The sequence below is a fragment of the Streptomyces ochraceiscleroticus genome (assembly GCF_000720485.1).
GTDB classification, from domain to species: domain Bacteria; phylum Actinomycetota; class Actinomycetes; order Streptomycetales; family Streptomycetaceae; genus Streptomyces; species Streptomyces ochraceiscleroticus.
The window spans coordinates 118491-141009 of sequence record NZ_JOAX01000008.1 but is presented as its reverse complement, the minus strand read 5'-3'; the positions used below and the strand labels follow the sequence as shown (position 1 = coordinate 141009).

General features: G+C 71.5%; 19 protein-coding genes. 8 read left to right on the top strand and 11 right to left on the bottom strand.

Annotated features, from left to right (window positions below; all coding sequences use genetic code 11):
• Positions 1 to 11 precede the first annotated feature (11 nt).
• The 3 genes from IG84_RS0112765 to IG84_RS0112755 are packed head-to-tail and all read right to left on the bottom strand — an operon-like array spanning position 12 to position 4445.
• Entirely contained in the window at positions 12 to 818 is an 807-nt protein-coding gene (locus tag IG84_RS0112765; protein WP_031055180.1) for an HAD family hydrolase, read from the bottom strand.
• Positions 815 to 3274: a phosphoribosyltransferase gene (locus IG84_RS0112760; RefSeq protein WP_031055178.1), complete on the bottom strand. Its 2460-nt coding sequence runs from the start codon at positions 3272 to 3274 to the stop codon at positions 815 to 817. The genes IG84_RS0112765 and IG84_RS0112760 overlap by 4 nt, the downstream gene beginning before the upstream one ends.
• Positions 3267 to 4445 (bottom strand): HpcH/HpaI aldolase/citrate lyase family protein, encoded by a 1179-nt coding sequence (locus IG84_RS0112755; RefSeq protein ID WP_031055177.1) that lies wholly within the window; start codon positions 4443 to 4445, stop codon positions 3267 to 3269. Before IG84_RS0112755 ends, IG84_RS0112760 begins: the two co-directional genes overlap by 8 nt.
• Positions 4446 to 4718: 273 nt before the next feature.
• On the opposite strand from IG84_RS0112755, the gene IG84_RS0112750 reads away from it, so the two are divergent.
• A complete protein-coding gene (locus IG84_RS0112750; protein ID WP_031055175.1) occupies positions 4719 to 5813 on the top strand; it encodes a TerD family protein in 1095 nt (364 codons plus the stop codon).
• Between the two features lie 89 nt (positions 5814 to 5902).
• On the opposite strand, the gene IG84_RS0112745 is transcribed toward IG84_RS0112750, so the two are convergent.
• From IG84_RS0112745 to IG84_RS0112720, 6 genes are all read right to left on the bottom strand, one after another.
• Positions 5903 to 6637 (bottom strand): Tellurium resistance, encoded by a 735-nt coding sequence (locus tag IG84_RS0112745; RefSeq protein WP_031055172.1) that lies wholly within the window; start codon positions 6635 to 6637, stop codon positions 5903 to 5905.
• A 104-nt stretch (positions 6638 to 6741) separates the two neighbouring features.
• Positions 6742 to 7875, bottom strand: coding sequence for a DUF475 domain-containing protein (locus tag IG84_RS0112740; protein ID WP_031055169.1), 1134 nt, complete (start codon positions 7873 to 7875; stop codon positions 6742 to 6744).
• A gap of 54 nt (positions 7876 to 7929) precedes the next feature.
• Entirely contained in the window at positions 7930 to 8505 is a 576-nt protein-coding gene (locus IG84_RS0112735; RefSeq protein ID WP_031055166.1) for a TerD family protein, read from the bottom strand.
• Positions 8506 to 8605: 100 nt separating this feature from the next.
• Positions 8606 to 9181, bottom strand: coding sequence for a TerD family protein (locus IG84_RS0112730; RefSeq protein ID WP_031055163.1), 576 nt, complete (start codon positions 9179 to 9181; stop codon positions 8606 to 8608).
• A gap of 149 nt (positions 9182 to 9330) precedes the next feature.
• Positions 9331 to 9789, bottom strand: a complete 459-nt coding sequence (locus IG84_RS0112725; protein ID WP_031055160.1) for a peroxiredoxin — start codon at positions 9787 to 9789, stop codon at positions 9331 to 9333.
• A 160-nt stretch (positions 9790 to 9949) separates the two neighbouring features.
• Positions 9950 to 10390 (bottom strand): DUF3052 domain-containing protein, encoded by a 441-nt coding sequence (locus tag IG84_RS0112720; RefSeq protein WP_031055156.1) that lies wholly within the window; start codon positions 10388 to 10390, stop codon positions 9950 to 9952.
• A gap of 528 nt (positions 10391 to 10918) precedes the next feature.
• Here IG84_RS0112720 and aceE point away from each other — a divergent pair.
• Positions 10919 to 13651, top strand: a complete 2733-nt coding sequence (aceE, locus tag IG84_RS0112715; RefSeq protein WP_031055154.1) for a pyruvate dehydrogenase (acetyl-transferring), homodimeric type — start codon at positions 10919 to 10921, stop codon at positions 13649 to 13651.
• Between the two features lie 62 nt (positions 13652 to 13713).
• Here the strand turns inward: aceE and IG84_RS0112710 are convergent, their stop codons facing one another.
• A complete protein-coding gene (locus IG84_RS0112710) occupies positions 13714 to 14076 on the bottom strand; it encodes a peptidase inhibitor family I36 protein (protein WP_031055151.1) in 363 nt (120 codons plus the stop codon).
• Positions 14077 to 14231: 155 nt separating this feature from the next.
• Positions 14232 to 15833 (bottom strand): MFS transporter, encoded by a 1602-nt coding sequence (locus IG84_RS0112705; protein WP_031055148.1) that lies wholly within the window; start codon positions 15831 to 15833, stop codon positions 14232 to 14234.
• A 114-nt stretch (positions 15834 to 15947) separates the two neighbouring features.
• Here IG84_RS0112705 and IG84_RS0112700 point away from each other — a divergent pair, with 114 nt between their 5' ends.
• The 6 genes from IG84_RS0112700 (at position 15948) to IG84_RS0112675 (ending at position 22509) form a co-directional block, all read left to right on the top strand.
• The gene (locus IG84_RS0112700) at positions 15948 to 16646 is read left to right on the top strand and encodes a TetR family transcriptional regulator (protein ID WP_245659329.1); all 699 of its coding nucleotides are present in this window, start codon (positions 15948 to 15950) and stop codon (positions 16644 to 16646) included.
• Positions 16647 to 16758: 112 nt separating this feature from the next.
• A complete protein-coding gene (locus IG84_RS0112695; RefSeq protein ID WP_031055145.1) occupies positions 16759 to 17973 on the top strand; it encodes an alpha/beta hydrolase in 1215 nt (404 codons plus the stop codon).
• A 147-nt stretch (positions 17974 to 18120) separates the two neighbouring features.
• Positions 18121 to 19023, top strand: a complete 903-nt coding sequence (locus tag IG84_RS0112690; protein WP_031055142.1) for a DUF4429 domain-containing protein — start codon at positions 18121 to 18123, stop codon at positions 19021 to 19023.
• A gap of 172 nt (positions 19024 to 19195) precedes the next feature.
• Entirely contained in the window at positions 19196 to 20491 is a 1296-nt protein-coding gene (locus tag IG84_RS0112685; RefSeq protein ID WP_051861652.1) for a sensor histidine kinase, read from the top strand.
• Positions 20488 to 21168: a response regulator gene (locus IG84_RS0112680; protein WP_031055137.1), complete on the top strand. Its 681-nt coding sequence runs from the start codon at positions 20488 to 20490 to the stop codon at positions 21166 to 21168. The genes IG84_RS0112685 and IG84_RS0112680 overlap by 4 nt, the downstream gene beginning before the upstream one ends.
• Before the next feature lie 150 nt (positions 21169 to 21318).
• On the top strand, positions 21319 to 22509 hold the full coding sequence (locus IG84_RS0112675) for an alpha/beta hydrolase (RefSeq protein ID WP_051861682.1): 1191 nt from the start codon (positions 21319 to 21321) through the stop codon (positions 22507 to 22509).
• The last annotated feature ends 10 nt before the right edge of the window (positions 22510 to 22519 follow it).

The following is a 22519-nucleotide window of genomic DNA, read 5'->3' as shown; positions in this document are numbered from 1 at the left end:
GGCCGGGGTGCTCAGCCGTCCAGGCCCGCCAGGAACGCCCGTACGATCTCCTCGCCCGCCGCGGCGCCGCGCTCGGTCAGCGCCGTGACCCGCGGGGCGGTCCAGCCGGAGTCGGCCAGTTCGCCGTGGCCCGGACGCCAGCCGCGGTCGGCGACCAGCAGCAGATCGGCGTCCAGGAGCGAGTCGCCGGCCGCCAGGATCGTGTCGGCACCCGTACGGCGGGCGATTTCCCGGACCGCCGCGCTCTTGGTCAGCGGCTTCGGTACGGCGTAGATCTTGCGACCCTGGAGGGACACCGCCCAGCCGCGGCCGTCCGCCCAGTCCGCGAGATCCTTCACCCAGGTCTCGGGCAGGCGCTCCCGGTCGACGACGAGATACGCGAACAGATCCTCGGCGATACGTTCCTTCAACAGCCAGGACGGGTCGGCGGCGGCCAGCAGATGAGCGCGTACCTCCGTCAGCGATGCGCATTCGGCGGCCAGCCGGGCGGCGACCGTCCGCTGCCAGTCGCGGTCCGACTCGCCGTCGACGAGCAGATGCCCACCGTTGGCGCAGACCGCGAACTCGGGGGCAGGGCCCGGCAGATGGATGCGCCCGTACTGCTCGCGGGTGCGGGTGGTGGCCGGTACGAAGGTCCCGGACCGCGCCAGGTCCTCCAGCAGCCCGGCCGCAGTCTCGGTCATGTACGACAGCGGCTTCTGCCCGTACACCTCGACACACAGCAGGCGCGGCGCCCGCGCATCGGGCATGGTCAGCGCGAGCGCGGCCGCGGAGTAGATCAGCGTACGGTCGAGATCACTGGCTATCAGGGTGTTCACTGCGCCGCCACCGCCCTGCCGTCGGCGCCGGTCGCGCCGCGGGTGTAGCGCGGGTGGATCAGCCCGACGGCGCTGTACGGCAGGCCGTCGGTCTCCTCCACCGGTACACCGCGCTGCTCGGCCAGCAGCCGTATGTGTTCCAGGTCCGCGCCCGCGCCCTTGCGCGCGAGGATCTTCCAGGGCACGCGGCGCAGCAGCACGCGGGTGGTCTCGCCGACGCCCGGCTTCACGAGGTTGACGTCGTGGATGCCGTACTCCTCGCTGATCCGCTCCACCGCTGCCCAGCCCTCCCAGGTGGGTGTGCGGTCGGCGGCGAGCAGCGCCGCGGCGTCGGCGCGGGCGTCCGCCGCGACCTCGTCGAAGCGGGCCGCGACGGTGTCGAGGAAGTGCTGCGAGACGTCCGTGTCCGCCAGCTCGCAGTAGAACTTCGCGCCGTGGAAGTCGTCCGGGCCCACCAGGTCGCCGCGGAGCACCGTACGGGATATCAGCCCGGAGACCGTGGAGTTCAGACAGGCGGAGGGGATGAGGAAGTCGTCGCGGGTGCCGTAGGTGTCCACGCAGCCGCCGGGGTCGGCGAGCACCGCGATGCGCGGGTCGAAGGCCGCGCCGGGGAAGTCCCGGAGCGCCTGCGCCAGTTCGCGGGTGATCGCGCCCTTGCCGGTCCAGCCGTCGACGAAGACCACGTCGGCCGGGTCGTGGTGGGCGGCGAGCCAGCGCAGCGCGGTGGTGTCGATGCCGCGGCCGCGGACGATCGATATCGCGTAGTGCGGCAGGTCCAGGCCGTGTGCGTACTGTGCCCAGCGGCGCATCAGGACGCCGACGGGGGTGCCGGCGCGGGCGAGGGAGACCAGCACCGGGCGGGGCGACCGCTCGGCCAGCACCGTTTCGGTGACCGCGCCGACGGCCCGCGCGATGCGCGCCGCCGAGATCTCCAGCGCGGCACGGAAGAGCGCCTGATACTCCTCGCTCGGCTGGTACTCCACCGGCAGCGACTCGGCGTAGTGCGCGCCGCCGCGCTGGATCGCCTCCTCGCGCTCCTCGGTGGGCGCTTCGAGGGTGACGTCGGAGAAGTCCTGGAGCAGCCAGCCGACGTCCTCGGGGGCGTAGGAGGAGAAGGCGGGGCCGCGCAGTGGTCCGGCTCCCGGTCTGTACGCGGGGACGACGCCGAGCAGGACGTGGTCCGTGTGCGCGGCGAGGGATGCCAGCAGGCCGCCCGGCGCGTGCAGTTCGGGGGTGTCGCCCGCCGAGTCGACGAGCGCGACGACCGCGTCGAAGCGGCGGCCGGGGTCCGTGCCGGGCGCGACGTTGTACGCGTACCGCTCGCCCGGGCCGTCCGCGGGGCGGTCGTGCGCCGGGAAGGCGAGCTTCGTACGGATCGCGTAGCCGGGGTCGTCCACGGCGAGCACCGGGGAGCGCGTCGTGGTGGAGAAGCGGACCTCGGCGGGCAGCGCCTCGTCCAGCGCGCAGGCCAGCCGCAGTGGCGCGTACATCAGCTCTTCGTTGCCGAGGACGAGCACGCGGACGTCCGCGCGGAGCCCGCGCTCGCCCAGCGCGGTCGCGATCCGGGCCGCCATGCCGGGCAGCGCGGCCTCCAGCCGGGCGCGGTGGTCCGGGGTGAAGCCGTGCCGGCCGCCGTCCGGGAGCCCGGCGGGCCACTCCAGGGCGGTCCGGGTGATCCCGGCCCGGGCCGCGTCCCGGGCGGCGGGGACGGCGGCGGGCTCCGTGCCGTACTCCGCCACCAGCGCCTGGCCGCGCTCCAGTACGTCCGCCGGGAGTATGGCCGTCCCGGCGGCCAGCGCCACCAGGTCGACGCGCGCCCCCAGTTCGGCGGCGAACTTCTCCAGGTGGGCACGGTCCGCCGCGGACCGCATGTCGGTCAGGGCCACGATCACGTACCGCGGACGGGGGTAACGGGCGTGCAGGGCCGCGATGGTGTTGAGGACCGTGCGCCCGGTGGAGAACTCGTCGTCGACCAGGACCAGCGGGCCGTCGCCGGTGAGCAGGGCGGGGTCCTCGGGGAGCAGCAGGTGCGAGGTGGCGTGGCTGTGCTCCTCCTCGAAGCCGCCGGCCTGCTCGACGCCGGGCACGGGGCGCCGGGTGGAGTGGATGTACGTCGCGAGCGCCAGGCCGTCGGCGACGCTGTGCCCGAGGCCGGTGGCGGTCTCGGCGTATCCGAGGACCACGGCCCGCGCGGCGGCCTCGTCACCCAGCAGCGCGCGGACCCGGCGGCCGAGGCCGTGCCCCGCTTCGTACACCACGGCGGGCCGCTGCGGCACATGCTTGCCGAGCACCTGCGACACGAGCAGATGGGCCCGCTTGGGGTTGCGCCGCAGCGCGAGCCCCAGCAGCCCGGACAGCCCGTCCGCGCCGTTCAGTTCGACTCCGAGCCGCTCCGCGACCCATGTGCCGGTCCACACCACTGTGTCGTTCCTCTTCTCAGGCGTGTTCTCAGGCATGCGGCACGCTCGCCGCCAGCAGTTCCACGAAGCTGACGCCCTCGCGCGCGACGCCGAAGACCTCGGCGCGCAGCAGCGTGCGCTCCGCCCAGGCGCGGTGCGGCTTCACCTCGTTCATCTTGTTCGTGTAGGCGGAGCGCAGGACGCCGCCGCCGTCGCGCTCGGGGCGCAGGATGTCGGCCGCGTCGCTGAACTCCTCGTGGCTGACGACCGACAGGGCGTGCACCGGGGGGACGTGCGAGGGATGGATGCAGGTCTTGCCCTGCAGGCCGTTCGCCCGGTCCAGCTCGATCTCGCGCAGCAGGCCGTCCATGGCGTGCTCGATGAGGGAGGTGCGCAGCTCCTCGGCGCGGCCCCGGAAGGGGCTCTGCCGGAGCTGCGGCTTGAACATCCGCTCGTGCAGCCGGAAGTACTCCCAGACCGGCCCGGTGACGGTGAAGCCGCTGCCGTCGGCGCGGCCCAGGACGTTGACGACATCGGCGATCACGGACGCGACGATCCGTACGTCGTACGCGGTCATGTCCGGCGCGCGGCGCAGGCCGTACGCCGAGCAGAAGTCCGTGACGCCGAGGCGCAGCGCGAGGACGCGGTCGCGGTAGGCGTCGACGGTGCGGGCGATGCCCTGCAGGGTCTCCGTGCGGCTCTCCAGGTGGAGCAGCTCGGGGGACTCCAGCACCGGCATCGCGAACAGCCGCCGCCCGCAGGCCGCTTCGGCGGCGGCGAGGGCCTCCAGGAACGGCACGCCGCGCAGCGCGGTGAACTTCGGCAGCACGAACCCGGAGAGCAGCCGGACGGCCGGGCCGAGCCGCCGGGTCAGGTCCGGTATCTGGTCGGGGGTGCGGACACGGATGAAGAGAAGGGGAAGCGGACTTTCCGGGTCTCCGGCCTCCCTTTCGGCCAGCTCGGTGAACTGCCGTACGAGGTTGTCCTCGCCGGCCGCCACGTCGTCGTCGCCGATGGAGTCCTCCAGGCACAGCACCATCGACACGACGCCGCGCGCGGCCTGCTTGACCACGTCGGCGGCGAGCCGGGGCCTGGTCGCGGGGCTGTAGAGGGTGGCGCCGAGCGCGACCGCGAGCAGCCGCTGCGGGGAGTCGGCGGTGAACTCACCGGGCTCCTGGTGGAAGAGCGTCGCGCGGAGGCCCGGCGGCAGGTGTCCGAAATGACGCATACAACTCCCCGTGTGCGGGCGGGATTCGGCCACCCCTGCGGTGCTTTCCCCGGCTTCCGGTGTCTGGATCCGGTCGGTAATCGTACGTGTGGACCCCTATGGAAAGTTCCCGCGCAGGTGAAATTCACGTGACGCGCGCCCGGCAGGAGCGAGCCCCGCGCCCGGCCGGAGGAGGACCGCACACCCTGCCGGAGGGCACCGCGCGCCGCCGTTTCCCGGGCCGGGCGCGCCCCCGCGTTGTCCGCCGCCCCGCTCAGCAGGCAGGATGACGTCATGACGCACGCCATGCAGAAGGGGTCGAACGTGCCCCTCGATGCCACTGCCGTACGCGCCGTCCTGCGCTGGACACCGGGCACGGAAGTGCCCGACGTGGACGCCTCCGCACTGCTGCTGGGCGCCGACGGACGGGTGCGCTCGGACGCGGACTTCGTGTTCTACAACCAGCCGCGGCACCCCAGCGGAGCAGTGCGTCATCTCCCCAAGAAGCGGCTGTCCGACGCGCTGACCGACACCGTCGAGGCGGATCTCGCGGCGCTGGACCCGTCGGTGGACCGGGTCGTGGTGGCCGCGTCGGCGGACGACGGCCCGTTCGGGCAGGTGCCGGATCTGCGGGTGGAACTGTACGACGCGACCGGAAGCGACGGGGAACCACTGGCGGTGTTCGAGGTGGAGCCGGAGACCGGCGAGGAGACCGCGCTGATCTGCGGCGAGCTGTACCGGCGGGCGGACGCCTGGAAGTTCCGCGCGCTGGGCCAGGGGTACGACAGCGGCCTGGTGGGGCTGGCGACCGAGTTCGGCATCTCGGTGGACGAGGGCGAGGACGCGGCGGACGACGCCGCTGAGCCGTCCGGCGCCGCGCAGGGGGCCGACGGGGCGCGGGGCGCCGTGCCGGGCGCTGACGACGCGACCCAGGCGGTGCCCGGGCCGCCGCCGGTCGGCTCCGAGGACGTCACGCGTGCCGTGCCGGACCCCGTGCCGTTCCCCGAACCGGCCGCCGGGGCCATGGATCCCGTCGTCACCGCGGCGTTCGCGCCGCCGACGCAGCCCACCGGCGCTCCGGCGGCCGGCCCGGGCGGCTACGGCTACCCGGAGAACGTGCCCCCGCCGCCGCCCATGCCGCCCGGCCCGCCCGCGTACGGCTACCCGGGCCCGCCGCCCGAGCAGTCCCCCGGGCCCGCGTACGGCTACCCGGGCCCGCAGCCGGGGCCCGGCCAGGCGCAGCCCGCGTACGGCTATCCGCAGCCGCAGACCGCGGCCACCGGCTACGGCTACCCGCCGCCCGCGCCCGACGGACCGGCCACCGCGCCGGTGCCGGACAACGGGCCGCTGGTACTGCCGCCGCAGGGTCCGCAGTTCCAGAACCGCTGAGGCGCGCGACACGGCGTCCGGCGCCGCGGCGCGTGCGACACGGCGCGCGCCGCCCGTTCACCTCACGTGCTGGCGGGCGCGCCCGGCGCTCACACCTGGCTCTTGTAGCCGCGCCCCCACTGCAGGCCCCAGCCGTACAGCCGGTCCAGCTCGGCCTGGAAGCCGTAGACGTACTTCACCTCGCGGCGCACGGTCAGCTCGCCCTTGACGTTCTCCAGCATGAAGACCGCGCACGAACGGGCCTGCGGCGCCCGCTCGTCCAGGCCGATCTCCACCCGCGGCCCGCTGCTCGGGTAGAGCGTGATGATGGCGTGCGTGCGGTCGAAGGCGGGAGTGCCGTCGTAGATGTAGACGAAGATCAGCAGGCGCTTGAACTCGTCCTGGTGGTCGAGGTTGATGTAGAGCGTCTCGCCCGACCCCGAGCCGAACCGGTCGTCGCCGCTGAGCTGGATGTACGGCGGGCTGTTGATCTCGCCGAGGAAGTTCCCCAGCGGCTGCACGACGCCCTTCGTGCCGTCCTTGAGCTCGTACATGCACGCCAGGTCGAGGTCGATCTTCACGACCGCCGGCCCCTGCGCCTGCACCACTTCGGGCTTGAATATCCGGCCCGGGTGCCGCCACAGGCTCTGCCGCTTCCCGGCGAACTCCGCGAAGTCCGTGGTGCGCATCTGCCAGGAGAGGTTGACCCGGAGGTTACCGCTGGCGGCGCCCTGCTTGGTCAGTGAGACCACGGGATCGCGTTTGGTCAGTTTGACGACGTACGACGCTCCGCCGTTGTCGAACTGCGGCGCTCCGCCGCGTCGCCAGTTCCCCAAGAACGACACTTCGCCCCACCCCATCGATCAGCATCAGATACAGCCGCGGGGCGGCCGGAGGCATTCCGCCTCATGGCCGCCCCGCAGAGAAGCGTTCCTCAATCGGACCGGGGTCACACCCCCGAGCTGACCTCGGGTTTCGAGGAAGATCCCGCCCCCGGCCGCCCCTCGGCACGATTCTTGCGCACCGAGGACCAGAAGGAGAGCGCAATCAGGACCACGCCGACCAGACCGGTGATGACCTCGTTGATCTCGTACTTGATGGTGACGAGGAGGATCACCGCCAGGGCGCCGATGGCGTAGTGCGCGCCGTGCTCCAGGTAGACGTAGTCGTCCAGGGTGCCCTTGCGGACGAGGAAGACGGTCAGCGACCGGATGTACATCGCGCCGATGCCCAGACCCAGCGCCATCTCGAAGATGTCGTTGGTGATGGCGAAGGCGCCGATGACGCCGTCGAAGGAGAAGGACGCGTCGATGACCTCGAGGTAGAGGAACATGAAGAACGCGGCCTTGCCGGCCAGGCCGACGGCCGCGCCGGTGCCCTTGCCCTTGGCGGGCGCGCGCTCCTCGCCATCCTCCGCCTCGTCCTCGGCGTCCTCCAGCTTGTCCTCGAAGTAGCCGGAGACGCCGCCGACGATGAGGTACGTGAGCAGGCCCGCGACGCCGGAGAGCAGCACCGTGGCGCTCTTGTCACCGCCGCCGTGCGCCACGTCGGTGGCCACGGTCATGGCCGCCACCAGCAGCGCGACCAGCGCGATGATGATCGAGAGGGTGTCGAGCTTGCCCAGCTTGGCCATCGGCTTCTCGATCCACGAGAGCCACTTGTAGTCCCGCTCCTCGAAGATGAAGTCGAGGAAGATCATCAGCAGGAACATGCCGCCGAAGGACGCGATGGCCGGGTGCGCCGCGGTGACGAGGTGCTCGTACTGCGGCTTGTCGGTGATCGCGAGATTGACGGCCTCGATCGGGCCCAGCTTGGCCGTGATGGCCACGATGACGACCGGGAAGACCAGCCGCATGCCGAACACGGCGATCAGGATGCCGACGGTCAGGAAGATCTTCTGCCAGAAGGCATTCATCTTCCGCAGGATGCCGGCGTTGATGACGGCGTTGTCGAACGAGAGCGAGATCTCAAGGATCGAGAGGATCCCGACAATCGCGAGCCCCTGCCACCCCCAGAGGACGCCCGCCAAGGCCAGGCCCGCCACCGTGACGGCGAATGACCAGCCAAAGGTTTTCAGGAGCACTTCCTACCCAATCCCTCGTTGTGTGGGGTCCCCCGCGCACGGGCGGACGGCGCTTTACGAAACGTTGACCCCGAAGTCTAGAGCGATGCCGCGCAGGCCCGACGCGTACCCCTGTCCCACGGCCCTGAACTTCCACTCCCCGCCGTAGCGGTAAACCTCGCCGAAGATCATTGCCGTCTCGGTGGAGGCGTCCTCGCTGAGGTCGTAGCGCGCCAGCTCGGTACCGTCGGCCTGGTTCACCACCCGGATGAAAGCGTTGCTGACCTGCCCGAAGCTCTGGCCGCGCGCATCGGCGTCGTGGATCGAGACCGGGAAGACGATCTTGTCGACCTGGGCCGGGACCTTGGAGAGGTCCACGAGGAGCGACTCGTCGTCGCCCTCACCCTCACCGGTGAGGTTGTCCCCGGTGTGTTCGACGGAGCCGTCCGGGCTCTTGAGGTTGTTGTAGAAGACGAAGTACTCGTCCCCGAGCACCCGGCCGCTGCTGCACAGCAGGGCGCTGGCGTCCAGGTCGAACGGCGCGCCGGTCGTGGAGCGCGCGTCCCAGCCGAGACCGACCATGACCTGCGTGAGATTGGGTGCGGCCTTCGAGAGGGAGACGTTGCCTCCCTTGGCGAGTGTGACGCCCATGTTCTTCGCTTCCTCCCCGGTGTCGGTGCTCTGCTCTCAAGCGCGCCCGGCGCCGCACTCCCCAGGGGGCGTACGGCGCCGGGCAGGTGTGTGTCCTCGGTCAGACGTTCACGCCGAAGTCCTGCGCGATGCCACGCAGGCCCGAGGCGTAACCCTGGCCGATGGCCCGGAACTTCCACTCCGCGCCATTGCGGTAGAGCTCGCCGAAGACCATGGCGGTCTCCGTCGAGGCGTCCTCGCTCAGGTCGTACCGCGCCAGCTCGGTGCCGTCGGCCTGGTTCACCACGCGGATGAAGGCGTTGCGCACCTGGCCGAAGCTCTGCTGACGGGTCTCGGCGTCGTAGATCGACACCGGGAACACGATCTTGGCGACATCGGCCGGCACAGCGGCCAGATTCACCTTGATCTGCTCGTCGTCACCCTCGCCCTCACCGGTGATGTTGTCCCCGGTGTGCTCGACCGACCCGTCCGGGCTCTTCAGGTTGTTGAAGAACACGAAGTTCTGGTCGTTGCCGACCTTGCCCTGGTCGTTGGCCAGCAGCGCGCTGGCGTCGAGGTCGAAGTCGGTACCGGTGGTGGTACGCGCGTCCCAGCCCAGACCGACGATGACCGCGGTCAGATTGGGGGCTTCCTTCGTCAGCGAGACGTTGCCGCCCTTGCTGAGGCTGACTCCCACGAGTCCTCCCATAGTTCGAGGGGTACGCATTCGCCCCCGTCGTGCATGGCATCAGAACAACGAACTGATCCTAGTGACCGGTTCCCGCCGATGACGCGTTGCCGCATCAGGGGTGTCGAATCGGAAGGCGCCGACTCGGAAGTACCGGCTCAGAGGGTGCCGAGCGCCTTGGCGTACTCGTTCAGGTCACGCGCGTCGGGCAGGCCGTTGACGATCGTCCAGCGGACCACGCCCTCCTTGTCGATGATGAAGGTGCCGCGCACGGCGCAGCCCTTCTCCTCGTCGAAGACGCCGTAGGCGCGGGACACCTCGCCGTGCGGCCAGAAGTCCGACAGCAGCGGGTACTCCAGGCCCTCCTGCTCGGCGAAGACGCGCAGGGAGAACGGGGAGTCATTCGAAACGGCGAGGAGCTGCACGTCGTCGTTGACGAACGTGGGCAGCTCGTCGCGCAGGGCGCACAGCTCGCCGGTGCACACGCCGGTGAAGGCGAAGGGGTAGAAGAGCAGCACGACGTTCTTCTCGCCGCGGAAGTCGGAGAGCTTGACGGTCTCCCCGTGCTGGTTCTTCAGCTCGAACTCCGGAGCCTTCGCGCCGACCTCGATCGCCATGGGTTCTGTTTCCCTTCGCAGATGCTGGACAGATACCCGCCAACCCTACGTGGCGACCCTCCTCCGAAGACGCGTCGAGCCCCCTTCCGGACGGCCTTCCCTGGGCACGGGGGCCGGGGAAGGCTGCGGAAGGGGGCTCGGGGACGTGCCGGCGGACGGCTCAGCGCTTGCCGGACTTGGCGGCCTTCGGCGTGACCAGCCGGCTGCCGCTCCAGTCCTTGCCCGCGTTGATGCTCTTCGTCTGGGACAGACCCGCAGTCTGCGCGGCCTCATTGATGTCGCTCGGCTCGACGTAACCGTCGCGTCCGGTCTTCGGCGTCAGCAGCCACACCGGGGCACCTTCGTCGATCAGTCCGATGGCGTCGACCAGTGCGTCCGTAAGGTCGCCGTCCTCGTCCCGGAACCAGAGCAGGACGACATCGGCGACGTCGTCGTAGTCCTCGTCGACGAGCTCCTGGCCGATCGCGGCCTCGATGCCTTCACGGAGCTCCTGCTCGACGTCATCGTCGTAGCCGATCTCCTGGACCACCTGTCCGGGCTCGAACCCCAGCCTGACGGCCGGGTTGGTCCGCTCCTCCGCGTGGTCCGCGGTCGCGCTCACGGATTGCCTCCTGTCATGTCTTGTGGATATGCCTTACACCTCGCGCGTGCGCGGGGCATTGGGCGTAGTCCACACGGGCGGGGCGAATCGCGCAAGTACCCGGCCCTCCAGACCGCCAAAACGGTGACGGATACGGCCGTCTCGCCGCAACTGCGACCCCTCTTACCCCGTGCTGCGGTGATTCACGCCACAGCGTCGTGCTGGTCTTGTGGGGTACACGCGCGCGACCGGGCCCGGCGAGGGGTACGGACAGCCCGCATGCGGGTGTTCGATAACCGTACGGCCGGACGTCGGGGGTGCGCGACATGGGCGTATGGTTGCGATTTGGTCTCTCCTGGGGCGCACCTGTCGGCGGGCGTCTGCCAGGGGGCGGTTACCCGCAGGTAGAGATGACGTATCCGCGTGGCTCGGTACACGATGGAAGACGGCGCGACACCAGCAGAGACAGAAATCTGACCTCGTACTCGGCACTGCATGGACCTCACATGCGCGCAAAGTACGACACGACCAGAACAGTGAAGGAACAGCGTGGCTTCCGGATCCGATCGCAACCCGATCATCATTGGCGGCCTTCCCAGCCAGGTCCCGGACTTCGATCCTGAAGAGACCCAGGAATGGCTCGACTCGCTCGACGCAGCCGTCGATGAGCGAGGCCGGGAACGTGCCCGCTACCTCATGCTCCGCCTCATCGAGCGGGCCCGCGAGAAGCGCGTGGCCGTGCCGGAGATGCGCAGCACGGACTACGTCAACACCATCGCGACCAAGGACGAGCCGTTCTTCCCCGGCAACGAGGAGATCGAGCGCAAGGTCCTGAACGCGACCCGGTGGAACGCGGCCGTCATGGTCTCCCGGGCGCAGCGCCCCGGCATCGGTGTCGGCGGTCACATCGCCACCTTCGCCTCCTCCGCCTCCCTGTACGACGTGGGCTTCAACCACTTCTTCCGGGGCAAGGACGACGGCAAGGGCGGCGACCAGATCTTCTTCCAGGGCCACGCCTCGCCCGGCGTCTACGCCCGCGCCTACCTGCTGGACCGGCTCTCCTCCGACCAGCTCGACGCCTTCCGCCAGGAGAAGTCCAAGGCCCCGAACGGCCTCTCCAGCTACCCGCACCCGCGGCTGATGCCGGACTTCTGGGAGTTCCCGACCGTCTCGATGGGCCTCGGCCCGCTCGGCGCGATCTACCAGGCCCGGATGAACCGCTACATGGAGGCGCGCGGCATCGCCGACACCTCCGACAGCCATGTGTGGGCGTTCCTCGGCGACGGCGAGATGGACGAGCCGGAGTCGCTCGGCCAGCTCTCCATCGCCGCGCGCGAGGGCCTGGACAATCTCACCTTCGTCGTCAACTGCAACCTGCAGCGCCTGGACGGCCCGGTCCGCGGCAACGGCAAGATCATGCAGGAGCTGGAGTCGCAGTTCCGCGGCGCCGGCTGGAACGTGATCAAGCTGGTCTGGGACCGCTCCTGGGACCCGCTGCTCGCGCAGGACCGGGACGGCGTTCTGGTCAACAAGCTGAACACCACGCCGGACGGCCAGTTCCAGACGTACGCCACCGAGACCGGTGCGTACATCCGCGAGCACTTCTTCGGTGACGACCACCGGCTGCGCAAGATGGTCGAGAACATGACCGACGACCAGATCCTGCACCTGGGGCGCGGCGGTCACGACCACAAGAAGATCTACGCGGCGTACGCGGCGGCCAAGGCGCACAAGGGCCAGCCGACCGTGATCCTCGCGCAGACCGTCAAGGGCTGGACGCTCGGCCCGAACTTCGAGGGCCGCAACGCGACCCACCAGATGAAGAAGCTGACGGTCGACGACCTGAAGATGTTCCGCGACCGGCTGCACCTGCCGATCCCGGACAAGGACCTGGAGGACGGCAACCCGCCGTACTACCACCCGGGCCGGGACTCGGAAGAGATCCAGTACATGCACGACCGCCGCAAGGCGAACGGCGGGTACGTCCCGACCCGTGTCGTGCGCGCGAAGCCGCTGCAGCTCCCGGGCGACAAGGCGTACGCGACCGCCAAGAAGGGCTCGGGCCAGCAGAAGATCGCCACGACCATGGCGTTCGTCCGCGTCCTGAAGGACCTGATGCGGGACAAGGAGATCGGCAAGCGCTTCGTGCCGATCGCGCCGGACGAGTACCGCACGTTCGGCATGGACGCGTTCTTCCCGACCTCCAAGATCTACAACCCGCTGGGTCAGATCTACGAGTCGGTCGACCGCGAGCTGCTGCTGGCGTACAAGGAGTCGCCGACCGGCCAGATGCTGCACGACGGCATCACCGAGGCCGGCTGCACGGCCTCGCTGATCGCGGCGGGCTCGGCCTACGCCACGCACGGCGAGCCGCTGATCCCGGTGTACGTCTTCTACTCGATGTTCGGTTTCCAGCGGACCGGCGACCAGTTCTGGCAGATGGCCGACCAGCTCGCGCGCGGTTTCGTCCTGGGTGCGACCGCGGGCCGTACGACCCTGACCGGTGAGGGTCTGCAGCACGCCGACGGCCACTCCCAGCTCCTGGCCTCGACCAACCCGGCGTGCGTCGCCTACGACCCGGCCTTCGGGTTCGAGATCGCGCACATCGTCCGGGACGGTCTGCGCCGCATGTACGGCGAGAACAGCGAGGACATCTTCTACTACCTCACGGTCTACAACGAGCCGATCGTGCACCCGGCCGAGCCGGAGGACGTGGACGTCGAGGGCATCCTCGCCGGTATCCACAAGGTCGCGACCGGCTCCGAGGGCGCCATCCCGGCGCAGATCATGGCGTCCGGCGTGGCCGTGCCGTGGGCGATCGAGGCGCAGAAGATCCTCGCCGAGGAGTGGAACGTCAAGGCGGACGTCTGGTCGGCGACCTCCTGGAACGAGCTGCGCCGCGAGGCGGTCGAGGTGGAGGAGCACAACCTCCTGCACCCGGAGGAGGAGCAGCGCGTCCCGTACGTGACGCGGAAGCTCTCCGGCTCCGAGGGTCCGTTCGTGGCAGTCTCCGACTGGATGCGTGCGGTTCCGGACCAGATCGCGCGCTGGGTCCCGGGGACGTACCAGTCCCTCGGCGCGGACGGCTTCGGCTTCGCCGACACCCGTGGCGCGGCCCGCCGCTTCTTCCACATCGACGCGCAGTCGATCGTGCTGGGCGTGCTCACCGAGCTCGCCAAGGAAGGCAAGATCGACCGCTCGGCCCTGAAGAAGGCCGTGGACCGGTACCAGCTGCTGGACGTATCGGCGGCGGAGGCCGGCGAAGCCGGCGGCGACGCGTAGGGCCGGCCGCTGAGCGCAGCGGGTGCCCCCGGACAGCACGGCTGTCCGGGGGCACCCGCTTTTCACCGCTCCGCGATCCTGAAGGCGCGTACCGCGTACGGCGAGTCCGGTACGTACGTCCCGCCGCCCGGATAGGTATCGAACTCGCCGGTCTCGGCGCACTCGGCGCTCTGGAAGGTGGTCACGGGCCGTCCCGTGCGGTTCACGAAGGAGCGTGCGGGGCGGCCGTCCGGCAGCGGCACGCAGCTCTCGATGTCCGTATCGGAGAGCTCATGCGTCTCGCGCGGGCCTTCGTAGCCCCCCTTCGGCCAGAGGCAGAGTTGCCCGGCGGCACAGCCGGGGCCCATGTGGGCCGGAGCCGCGGCCGCCGCCGTGGTGAGGAGGACGGCCGCCCCTGCCGTGGCCGCGAGAAGAGTCGTACGCATCGTGGATCAGCCCCCGTGTCGTGGTGTGTGCGGTGACCGACACGTTGGCCCGGGTGCGCGGGCCGGGGAAGACGTACGGGCCCCGTCCACCCTGATAGGGGAAGACGGGGCCCGGTGGTGGTGCGGGACGGCGCTCCGCAGCGCGGGACGGCGCGTCAGATGTGGCCGACGCCGGCGCCCGCCTCGGCGTTCACTCCGCGCTTGGTGAAGATCGCGACCGCCGCCGCGACGACCGCGACACCGCAGGCCACCGTGAAGGCGAGCCCCATCCCGGAGATGAAGGTGTCGTGGGCGACCGCGGTGATCTTCTCGGCGATCGGCGCGGGGGTGCCCTTGGGGACCGGCGAGATGCCGACCGCGACCGCGTCGGCGGCCTTGTCGAGCTGGGCCTGCGGGACCGGCGGGAGGTGCGCGCCGTCCCAGTTCCCGGGCAGCTTGTGATCGACCCGGGAGGCCATCACCGCGCCCAGTACGGCCGTGCCGAGGCTGCCGCCGACCTGCATCGCGGCCTGCTGGAGGCCGCCCGCGACGCCGGAGAGCTCCATGGGCGCGTTGCCGACGATGACCTCGGTGGCGCCGACCATGACGGGCGCGAGGCCGAGGCCCAGGAGGGCGAACCAGAGGGACATCGCGCCGGTGCCGGTGCCGGTGTCCAGCGTGGACATGCCGTACATCGCGACGGCGGTGAGGACCATGCCGCCGACCAGCGGCACCCGCGGCCCGAACTTGGTGATCATGGCGCCCGCGAGCGGCGAGCCGACGATCATCATGCCGGTGAGCGGCAGCAGGTGCAGACCGCTGTCCACCGGGCTCATCCCATGGACGTTCTGCAGGTAGAAGGTGACGAAGAACAGGCCGCCCATGAAGGCGAAGGCCATCAGCACCATCAGGACCGTGCCGGCGGTGAGCGGCACGGAGCGGAACATGCGCAGCGGGATCAGCGGCTCGCGGACCTTGGTCTCCAGGATGCCGAAGAGCACGAAGAGCACGATCGAGCCGATCAGGAAGCCCCAGGTCTTACCGTCGCCCCAGCCCCACTCGCCGGCCTTGATCAGGGCCCAGATCAGGCAGAACATCGCGCCGGACAGCAGCACGATGCCGGGGATGTCGAAGGAGCGCGGGGCGTTCTTCGCGCGGTGGTCCTTAAGGATCACCAGGCCGAGGAGGAGGGCCACGACGCCGACGGGCACGTTGATGAAGAAGACGGACTGCCAGTTGACGTGCTCGACGAGCAGGCCGCCGACGATCGGGCCGCCGGCGGTGGACGCGCCGATGACCATGCCCCAGATGCCGATGGCCATGTTGAGCTTCTCGGCCGGGAAGGTCGCGCGCAGCAGGCCGAGCGCGGCCGGCATCAGCAGCGCGCCGAAGAGTCCCTGCAGGACGCGGAAGACGATGACCAGCGACACCTCACTGGAGAGACCGATGGCCCCGGAGGCGAGGGCGAAGCCGACCACACCGATGAGGAAGGTCTGCCGGTGGCCGAAGCGGTCACCGAGCTTGCCGGCCGTGATCAGCGCGACGGCCAGCGCGAGGAGGTACCCGTTGGTGATCCATTGGACGTCGGCGAGCGTGGCGCCGAGGTCCTGCTGGATGGCCGGGTTGGCGATGGCGACGATCGTGCCGTCGAGGGCCACCATCATCACGCCGATGGCGACGGAGAAGAGGGTCAGCCAGGGATGGCCACGCAGCCCCCTGCGCGGCTCCGGGATCGGTATGTCCGGTATCGCCTCGGCTACCGGGGTCTGTGAGCTCATGCCCCCGACATTAATGTCAGTGACTGACAGTTGACAAAGCCTTTCGTCCGTCAGTAACTGTCAGTTAGCTCACAGGTATCGTGAGCAGCACTGATCCACCAAGGAGGGCGGCGCATGAGGGCCGAGATGACGCCGCGTGAGGGGCTGCGGTGCGGACTGCGCGAGCGGAAGAAGCGGCGTACGCACGACGCGCTGATCCGCGCCGCGCTGGAGCTGTGCACCCAGCAGGGGTACGACCGCACCACGATCGACGAGATCGCCGAGGCGGTCGACGTCTCCCAGCGGACGTTCTTCCGGTACTTCACCACCAAGGAGGACGTGGTCTTCGCCGTCCAGGAGATAGTGGAGGCGCGCTTCCTGGAGGCGCTGCGGGCCCGTCCGGCCGCCGAGCCCCCGCTGGAGGCGCTCCGTAACGCCGTCCTGCTGGCCTGGGACGACCTCGGCCAGGTGATCGAGTCGATCATCCCGGTCGAGCTGCACATGCGGACGTACCAGATGATCGAGTCGACACCCGCGCTGGTCGCGGCCCACCTGCGGCGCAGCTCCGAGCTGGAGGAGCTGATCGCCACGGTCATCGCCGGGCGCGAGGGCCTGGACGTGGCGACCGATCCGCGGCCGCGGATCGTGGTGGCGGCGTTCAGCGGCGTGATGCGGCTGGCCGGGCGGCTGTGGGGCGAGGCCGGGGAGTGCAGCGTGGAGTCCATCCGCGCGACCACCGAGCAGCATCTGGACGGCATCATTCCGGCGATCGCCGGCGAGTGGCGGAAAACCACCCCTCAGCGCGACCACGCGAGCAAGCCGCCGCACGCCTGAGCAGGACAAACGGGCGTGAAGTGTCCGTTGTGACCCTAATGACCCACAGCGAAACGTGAGTTGTCTCACCCAATCCACGGCCGCCGCACGCCGTCTCCTAGGCTGTCCCGCGGTGACTTCCTTCTCCGAGCTCGGCGCTCCCCCCGGTTTTCTGCAGTCCTCCGCCTGGCGTGCGGCACTCGCCCTGGTGGTGGTGTTCGTGATGCTCGCGGTGACCGGCTGGACGGGCATCAGAGGTACCAAGGGGGACACCGATCCGCTGGGCAGCTCCCGGGCCGCCTGGGCGGGCGCCACCTTCCACGGCCACCGGCTGCCCGACCCGGCCGCGGGTCCGCACCGTATCGCCGCGTTCTTCGCCGGACTGCGCAAGGCCGACCGGCTGCGGCTGGCCGACCGCTATCCGCTCGCCGTCGGCAACATGGCCGGCGCCCCCGCCACGCTGCGCTACCAGGCCAACCGCAAGGCCATGGACCAGGCACGCGACGTGGCCGCGCGGCGCTCGCACGACGCGCGGCTGACGCCGGAGGGGCGCCAGGACGCCGGCCGGCTGATGCACCGCCTGGACTCGATGATGCGGCCCGGGCGGCAGATCCTGTCCTTCGACCCGGCCGCCGGCGGCCGTGCCGCCGAGGTCTTCGGCGATCTCACGCACGCCCGCCGGGTGTCGGTCGTGGTGCCCGGCGTGGACACCAATCTGGTGAACTTCGAGCGGACCAAGCAGGCCGTCCGGGCCCCGGTGGGCATGGCGTCCTCGCTGTACGACGCGGAGCGCGCGGTGCGTCCCGACGCCCGTACGGCCGTGATCGCCTGGGCCGACTACACCGCGCCCGCCGGCATCGGCGTGGACGCGGCGGCCGGCCAGATGGCACAGGCGGGCGCGCAGCGCCTGGAGTCGATGATCGGCGCGCTGCCGACCGGCGCCGACGTCTCGCTGTTCTGCCACAGCTACGGCTCCGTGGTCTGCGGCGTGGCGGCCCGCGCGCTGCCCTCCCGGGTCGGCGACATCGTGGTGGCGGGCAGCCCTGGCATGCGCGCCCAGAACACCGCCGCGCTGCACACCACCGCCCGGGTGTGGGCGATGCGGGACTCCGACGACTGGATCCAGGACATCCCGAACCTGGAGCTGGGCGGGCTGGGGCACGGCGCCGACCCGGTGGACCCGGCGTTCGGCTCCCGGGTGCTGTCCGCGGCGGGCGCGGACGGGCACGCGGGGTACTTCGCCCGCGGCACGCAGAGCCTGGCCAACTTCGCACTCGTCGGGGTCGGCGCGGTCGCGGGCGTGAGCTGCGCGACCGACGACGGACACTGCGCGGCCGACCTGGCGTGAGGGCCGGCCCGGCGCCGTACGGGCCCGGCGGCCGGCCGGAGCCGCACGACGGGCCGGACAACGGGGCCGGGGAACGGCGTGACGCGCGTAGCACGGTGCTGTACGGAAGGGGGACGGGCGGGCCGCCCGCCGCTTACGATGAACCGCATGGGTGATGTGCTGGCCGGTTTTCATGCCGTCTGGGAGTTCGACACGGACTCCGTGCTCATCCGCTTCGAACGGGGGATCCGCAAGCCCAAGCTCTTCCAGGCGCTCGGCGAGCGCCGCATCCCCTACGAAGCGCTGAGCTCGGTGCGGCTCTCGCGGGGCAGGCGCGGGACGGTGGTCCTGCATGCCCGGCCCCGGCCGGGTGCCGACCCGCTGATGGATGCCGCCGACGGCCAGCTCAAGGACGACGCCGACCCGTACCGCCTGGTGCTCCCCGCCGACCGCGCCGACCGCGCCGAGTACTACCGCGACGAGCTGACCGGTCTCCTCGGCCCGGACGCGGCGGGCCCCGCCGAGCAGCACCTCGTGGCGGCCCCGGAGCCGCCGCTGACCTTCAAGGCGTACGACGGCAAGGCGTCCTTCGACGGCAGCTCGGTGGCGTTCCGCTGGTTCTGGACCGGCGCCTCGTCCGCGAAGTGGAAGTCCGGCGACCAGAGCTTTCCGGTCGACGGGCTGTCCGGCGTGGTGTGGCGCTCCCCGGAGAACGGCGGCTCGGCGCCCACCCCGCCCGGCACGTGGCACAACGGCTATCTGCGGCTGCTGGCGCACGGTGCCGAGGAGGAGAGCCGGGACGGCGCCGAACAGGACCCGGCCTCGGTGATCTTCGGCCTCGGCTACGGCCCGGTCCACGAGTCGCTGCCGTTCGCCGCGGCCGTCCTGCAGGCCGTACGGACCGCGGGCCCGGCCCCCGCGCCCGCGCCCCAGTGCCGTCCCCTGGAGCCGCACCGCGGCCCCGCCGACATCGCCGACCGCATACGTCAGCTCGGCGAGCTGCACGACGCGGGGCTGCTGACGGACGCCGAATTCAGCGCGAAGAAGGCCGAGCTGCTGGCGGAGTTGTAGGGATTCCTACCGTGATGTGATCGGGCTCTGTACGGAGACGTGAGGAGCTGTCGTACGGCGAAGTGGCGGGCCTTCGTACGGCGGGGTGGCGCGTCCCCGTATGCCGGGCGCGACCGGCCCTCGTAGCGCCGCTCCTGATACCCAGGTATGACCCCGGATCGACGACTCCGGTATGACGCCCCGGCGGGCCCGGCCCCCATACGCTGATCCGGCGATGTCCACGTCCTCCTCCCCTTCCCCCGGCCCCCTCTTCGGCGCGGAGCGGTCCCGCTGGCTGCGGTGGCTGCCGTACGTCGTCGCCTTCGGGTTCACCGTCTCGCTGCTGCCCAGCACCATCGTCGTCCTGGGCAACGACTACGGCATGAACGCCGGGCTGGCCGGCGCGCTCGGCGTCGCCCAGACCGTCCCGCTGCTGCTGGCGGTGGTCCGCCCGCTGCAGGCGTGGTGGGTGATCTTCGCGGCCGACCTGGCCGCCGCGCTGGTCCTGGCGAGCATCCCCGCCGCCCAGGGCACCATCTGGCCCTGGCCGCCGCCCACCATCGTCGGGTACCTCGTCCTGGCGCTCGCCCTCGGGCTGCGCGAGCGGCGCCGCGTGCTGCTCGCCGTGTGGCTCGCCACCGGCGCGGCCGGCATCCTCTCCGGCTTCCTGCGGCCCGCCCGCTCAGACGCCACCTGGCTGCTGCTCTTCGTGCTCTCCGGTGTGGTGCTGCTGCTGGCGGGCGCGCTGCGGGAACGCGGCGACGCGCGGCGGCAGTTGGCGGAGCAGGAGACGATCAGCGAGGCGGAGCGCGCCCGGCGGACGCTGCTGGAGGAGCGCACCCGTATCGCCCGCGAGCTGCACGACGTCGTCGCGCACCACATGTCGGTGATCACGGTGCAGGCGGACAGCGCGCCGTACCGCCTCCAGGGCCTGACTCCGGAAGCCGCCGAGGAGTTCGGGACGATCGCCGCGACGGCGCGCGAGTCGCTGGGTGAGATGCGCCGGCTGCTGGGCGTGCTGCGCAGCGAGGAGAGCGAACGGGACGGCGGTCCCGAGAAGGCGCCGCAGCCGGGCCTTGACCAGCTCGAGCGGCTGGTGGAGGGGACCGTACGCGCCGGTGTGCCGGTGGAACTGACGCTCTCCCGGGCGCTCGGCGAACTCCCGCCCGCCGTCGGCCTGTCGGGGTACCGGATCGTGCAGGAAGCGCTGTCGAACGTCGTACGGCACGCGCCCGGCGCGCGCACCCGGGTCTCGGTCACGCCGGACCGCACCGGCCTGTCGGTCCTGGTCGTCAACGGCCCGCCGCCGCGCGCCGCCGAGCCGCTGGAGACGACCGGGACCGGCCATGGACTGGTCGGAATGCGCGAGCGCGTACGTCTGCTGGACGGCACCCTGGACACCGGCCCGCTGCCGAACGGGGGTTACCGTGTCGCCGCCCGGCTCCCGCTCACGGAGCCCCCGACGGGGAAGGACCCGACGCGCGCATGACCACCCGCGTGATCATCGTTGACGACCAGGCCATGGTGCGGGCGGGCTTCGCCGCCCTGCTCGCCGCGCAGAGCGACATCGACGTCGTCGGCGACGCGGCGGACGGGGCGCAAGGCGTCGAACTGAGCCGCCGCGCCCACCCCGACGTGGTGCTGATGGACGTCCGGATGCCGGAGATGGACGGCCTGGAGGCGGCCCGGCAACTGCTGTCCCCGCCCCCGGGCGTCACGCACCGCCCGAAGGTGCTGATGCTCACCACCTTCGACGTCGACGACTACGTATACGAAGCGCTGCGCGCCGGCGCGTCCGGCTTCCTGCTGAAGGACGCGCCGCCGGCCGACCTGATCTCCGCGGTACGGGTCGTGGCGGCCGGTGAGGCGCTGCTCGCCCCCTCGGTGACTCGCCGGCTGATCGCCGACTTCGCGCGGCAGCGCCCCGCACCCCGCAAGGACCGCACCGCGCTGCGCCTGAACGGCCTCACCGCGCGCGAGACCGAGGTACTGGAGTTGATCGCGCGCGGCCTGTCCAACCAGGAGATCGCGGCCGAACTGGTACTGGCCGAGCAGACGGTGAAGACCCACATCGGGCGGGTGCTGGCCAAACTGGACCTGCGCGACCGCGCCCAGGCCGTGATCTTCGCGTACGAGTCGGGGCTGGTGACGCCGGGCGATCGGTGAGTCTCATCCGTACGGACGAGGCCCCGGTACCCCGGTATCACCGGGCAGTTGCCCCCGTGGTGTGACGCCGCATCACCCACCCCCTCCCTACGTTTCCCTCCGCCACGCCACCGGGGAGAGGGAGACACCACCATGCCGCTGCGTTCCGAGATGACCGGACAGGGGAGTTCCGGACGGGGACGGTCCGGACGGGGGACGAGCCGCCGCAGGCGCGGGCTGCTGGCCGCGGTCACCACGGCCGCGATCGTCGCCGCCACCGGCGGCTGGGCCGCCGGCACCGAGCAGACCGCCGTCACCGGACCCGCGCCGGGCGCCGCCGCCTGGCGCGCCGACCACACGCTCGGCCGGCCGCTGCCCGACCCCACGACCGCCTCACCCGCCGCCGTGGCCCGCTTCTTCGCCGGCCTGACCGAGGCGGAGCGGCAACGGCTCGCCGACCGGCACCCGTTGACCGTGGGCACCTTGGACGGCGCGCCCGTACGGCTGCGCTACCGCGCGAACGCCCGCGCCCTGCGGGCCGAACGCGCCCGCCTGCGCGCCCGCGCGGACGACCCCGGCCGCGCCGCCGACGACCGCGCCCGTGCCCGCGCGCTGGCCGCCCGCTGCACCGAACTCCTCGCCCCCGGACGGCAGATCCTCTTCTTCGACCCGCGCGGCCGGGGTCAGGTCGCCGAGGTGTACGGAGACCTCGGCGCGGCCCGGCGCACGGCGGTGGTCGTGCCCGGCTCGGACATCGACCTCGGCTCGTTCGACCGCGAGCGGGACCGGTACGGCACCCCGACCGCCATGGCGGCCTCGCTGCGCGCCCGGATGTCCGCCGAGGAGACGGCGACGCCCACCGCGGTGATCGCCTGGGCCGGTTACACCACGCCGGTCGGGCTCGGCCCGGACGCCGCGACGGGGCGGCTCGCGGAGGCCGGCGCGCCGCGGCTGGCCCGGCTGCTGACGGGGCTCGCCGCGACCGGCAACCCGGCGCCCGCCCTGCTCTGCCACAGCTACGGCTCGGTCGTCTGCGGTCTGGCGGCGCCCCGCGCCGGACGGAGCGCGGTCGGCGACGTGATCCTCTTCGGCTCGCCGGGGGCGCGTACGGAGCGCGCCGCCGATCTGCACGCCGGCGGGCGGGTGTGGGCGGCCCGGGACGCCTCGGACTGGATCGCCAACATCCCGAACGTCGAGGTACTGGGCCTGGGCCACGGCACCGACCCGACCGACCCCGCGTTCGGCGCGCGCCGCGTCGCCGCCGACCGCGCCGAGGGCCACACCGGCTACCTCGTGCCCGGCACCGACTCCCTGGACGGCTTCGCCGACATCGTGCTCGGCCACCCCTCCCGCGTGCGCTGAGCGCGCCCTC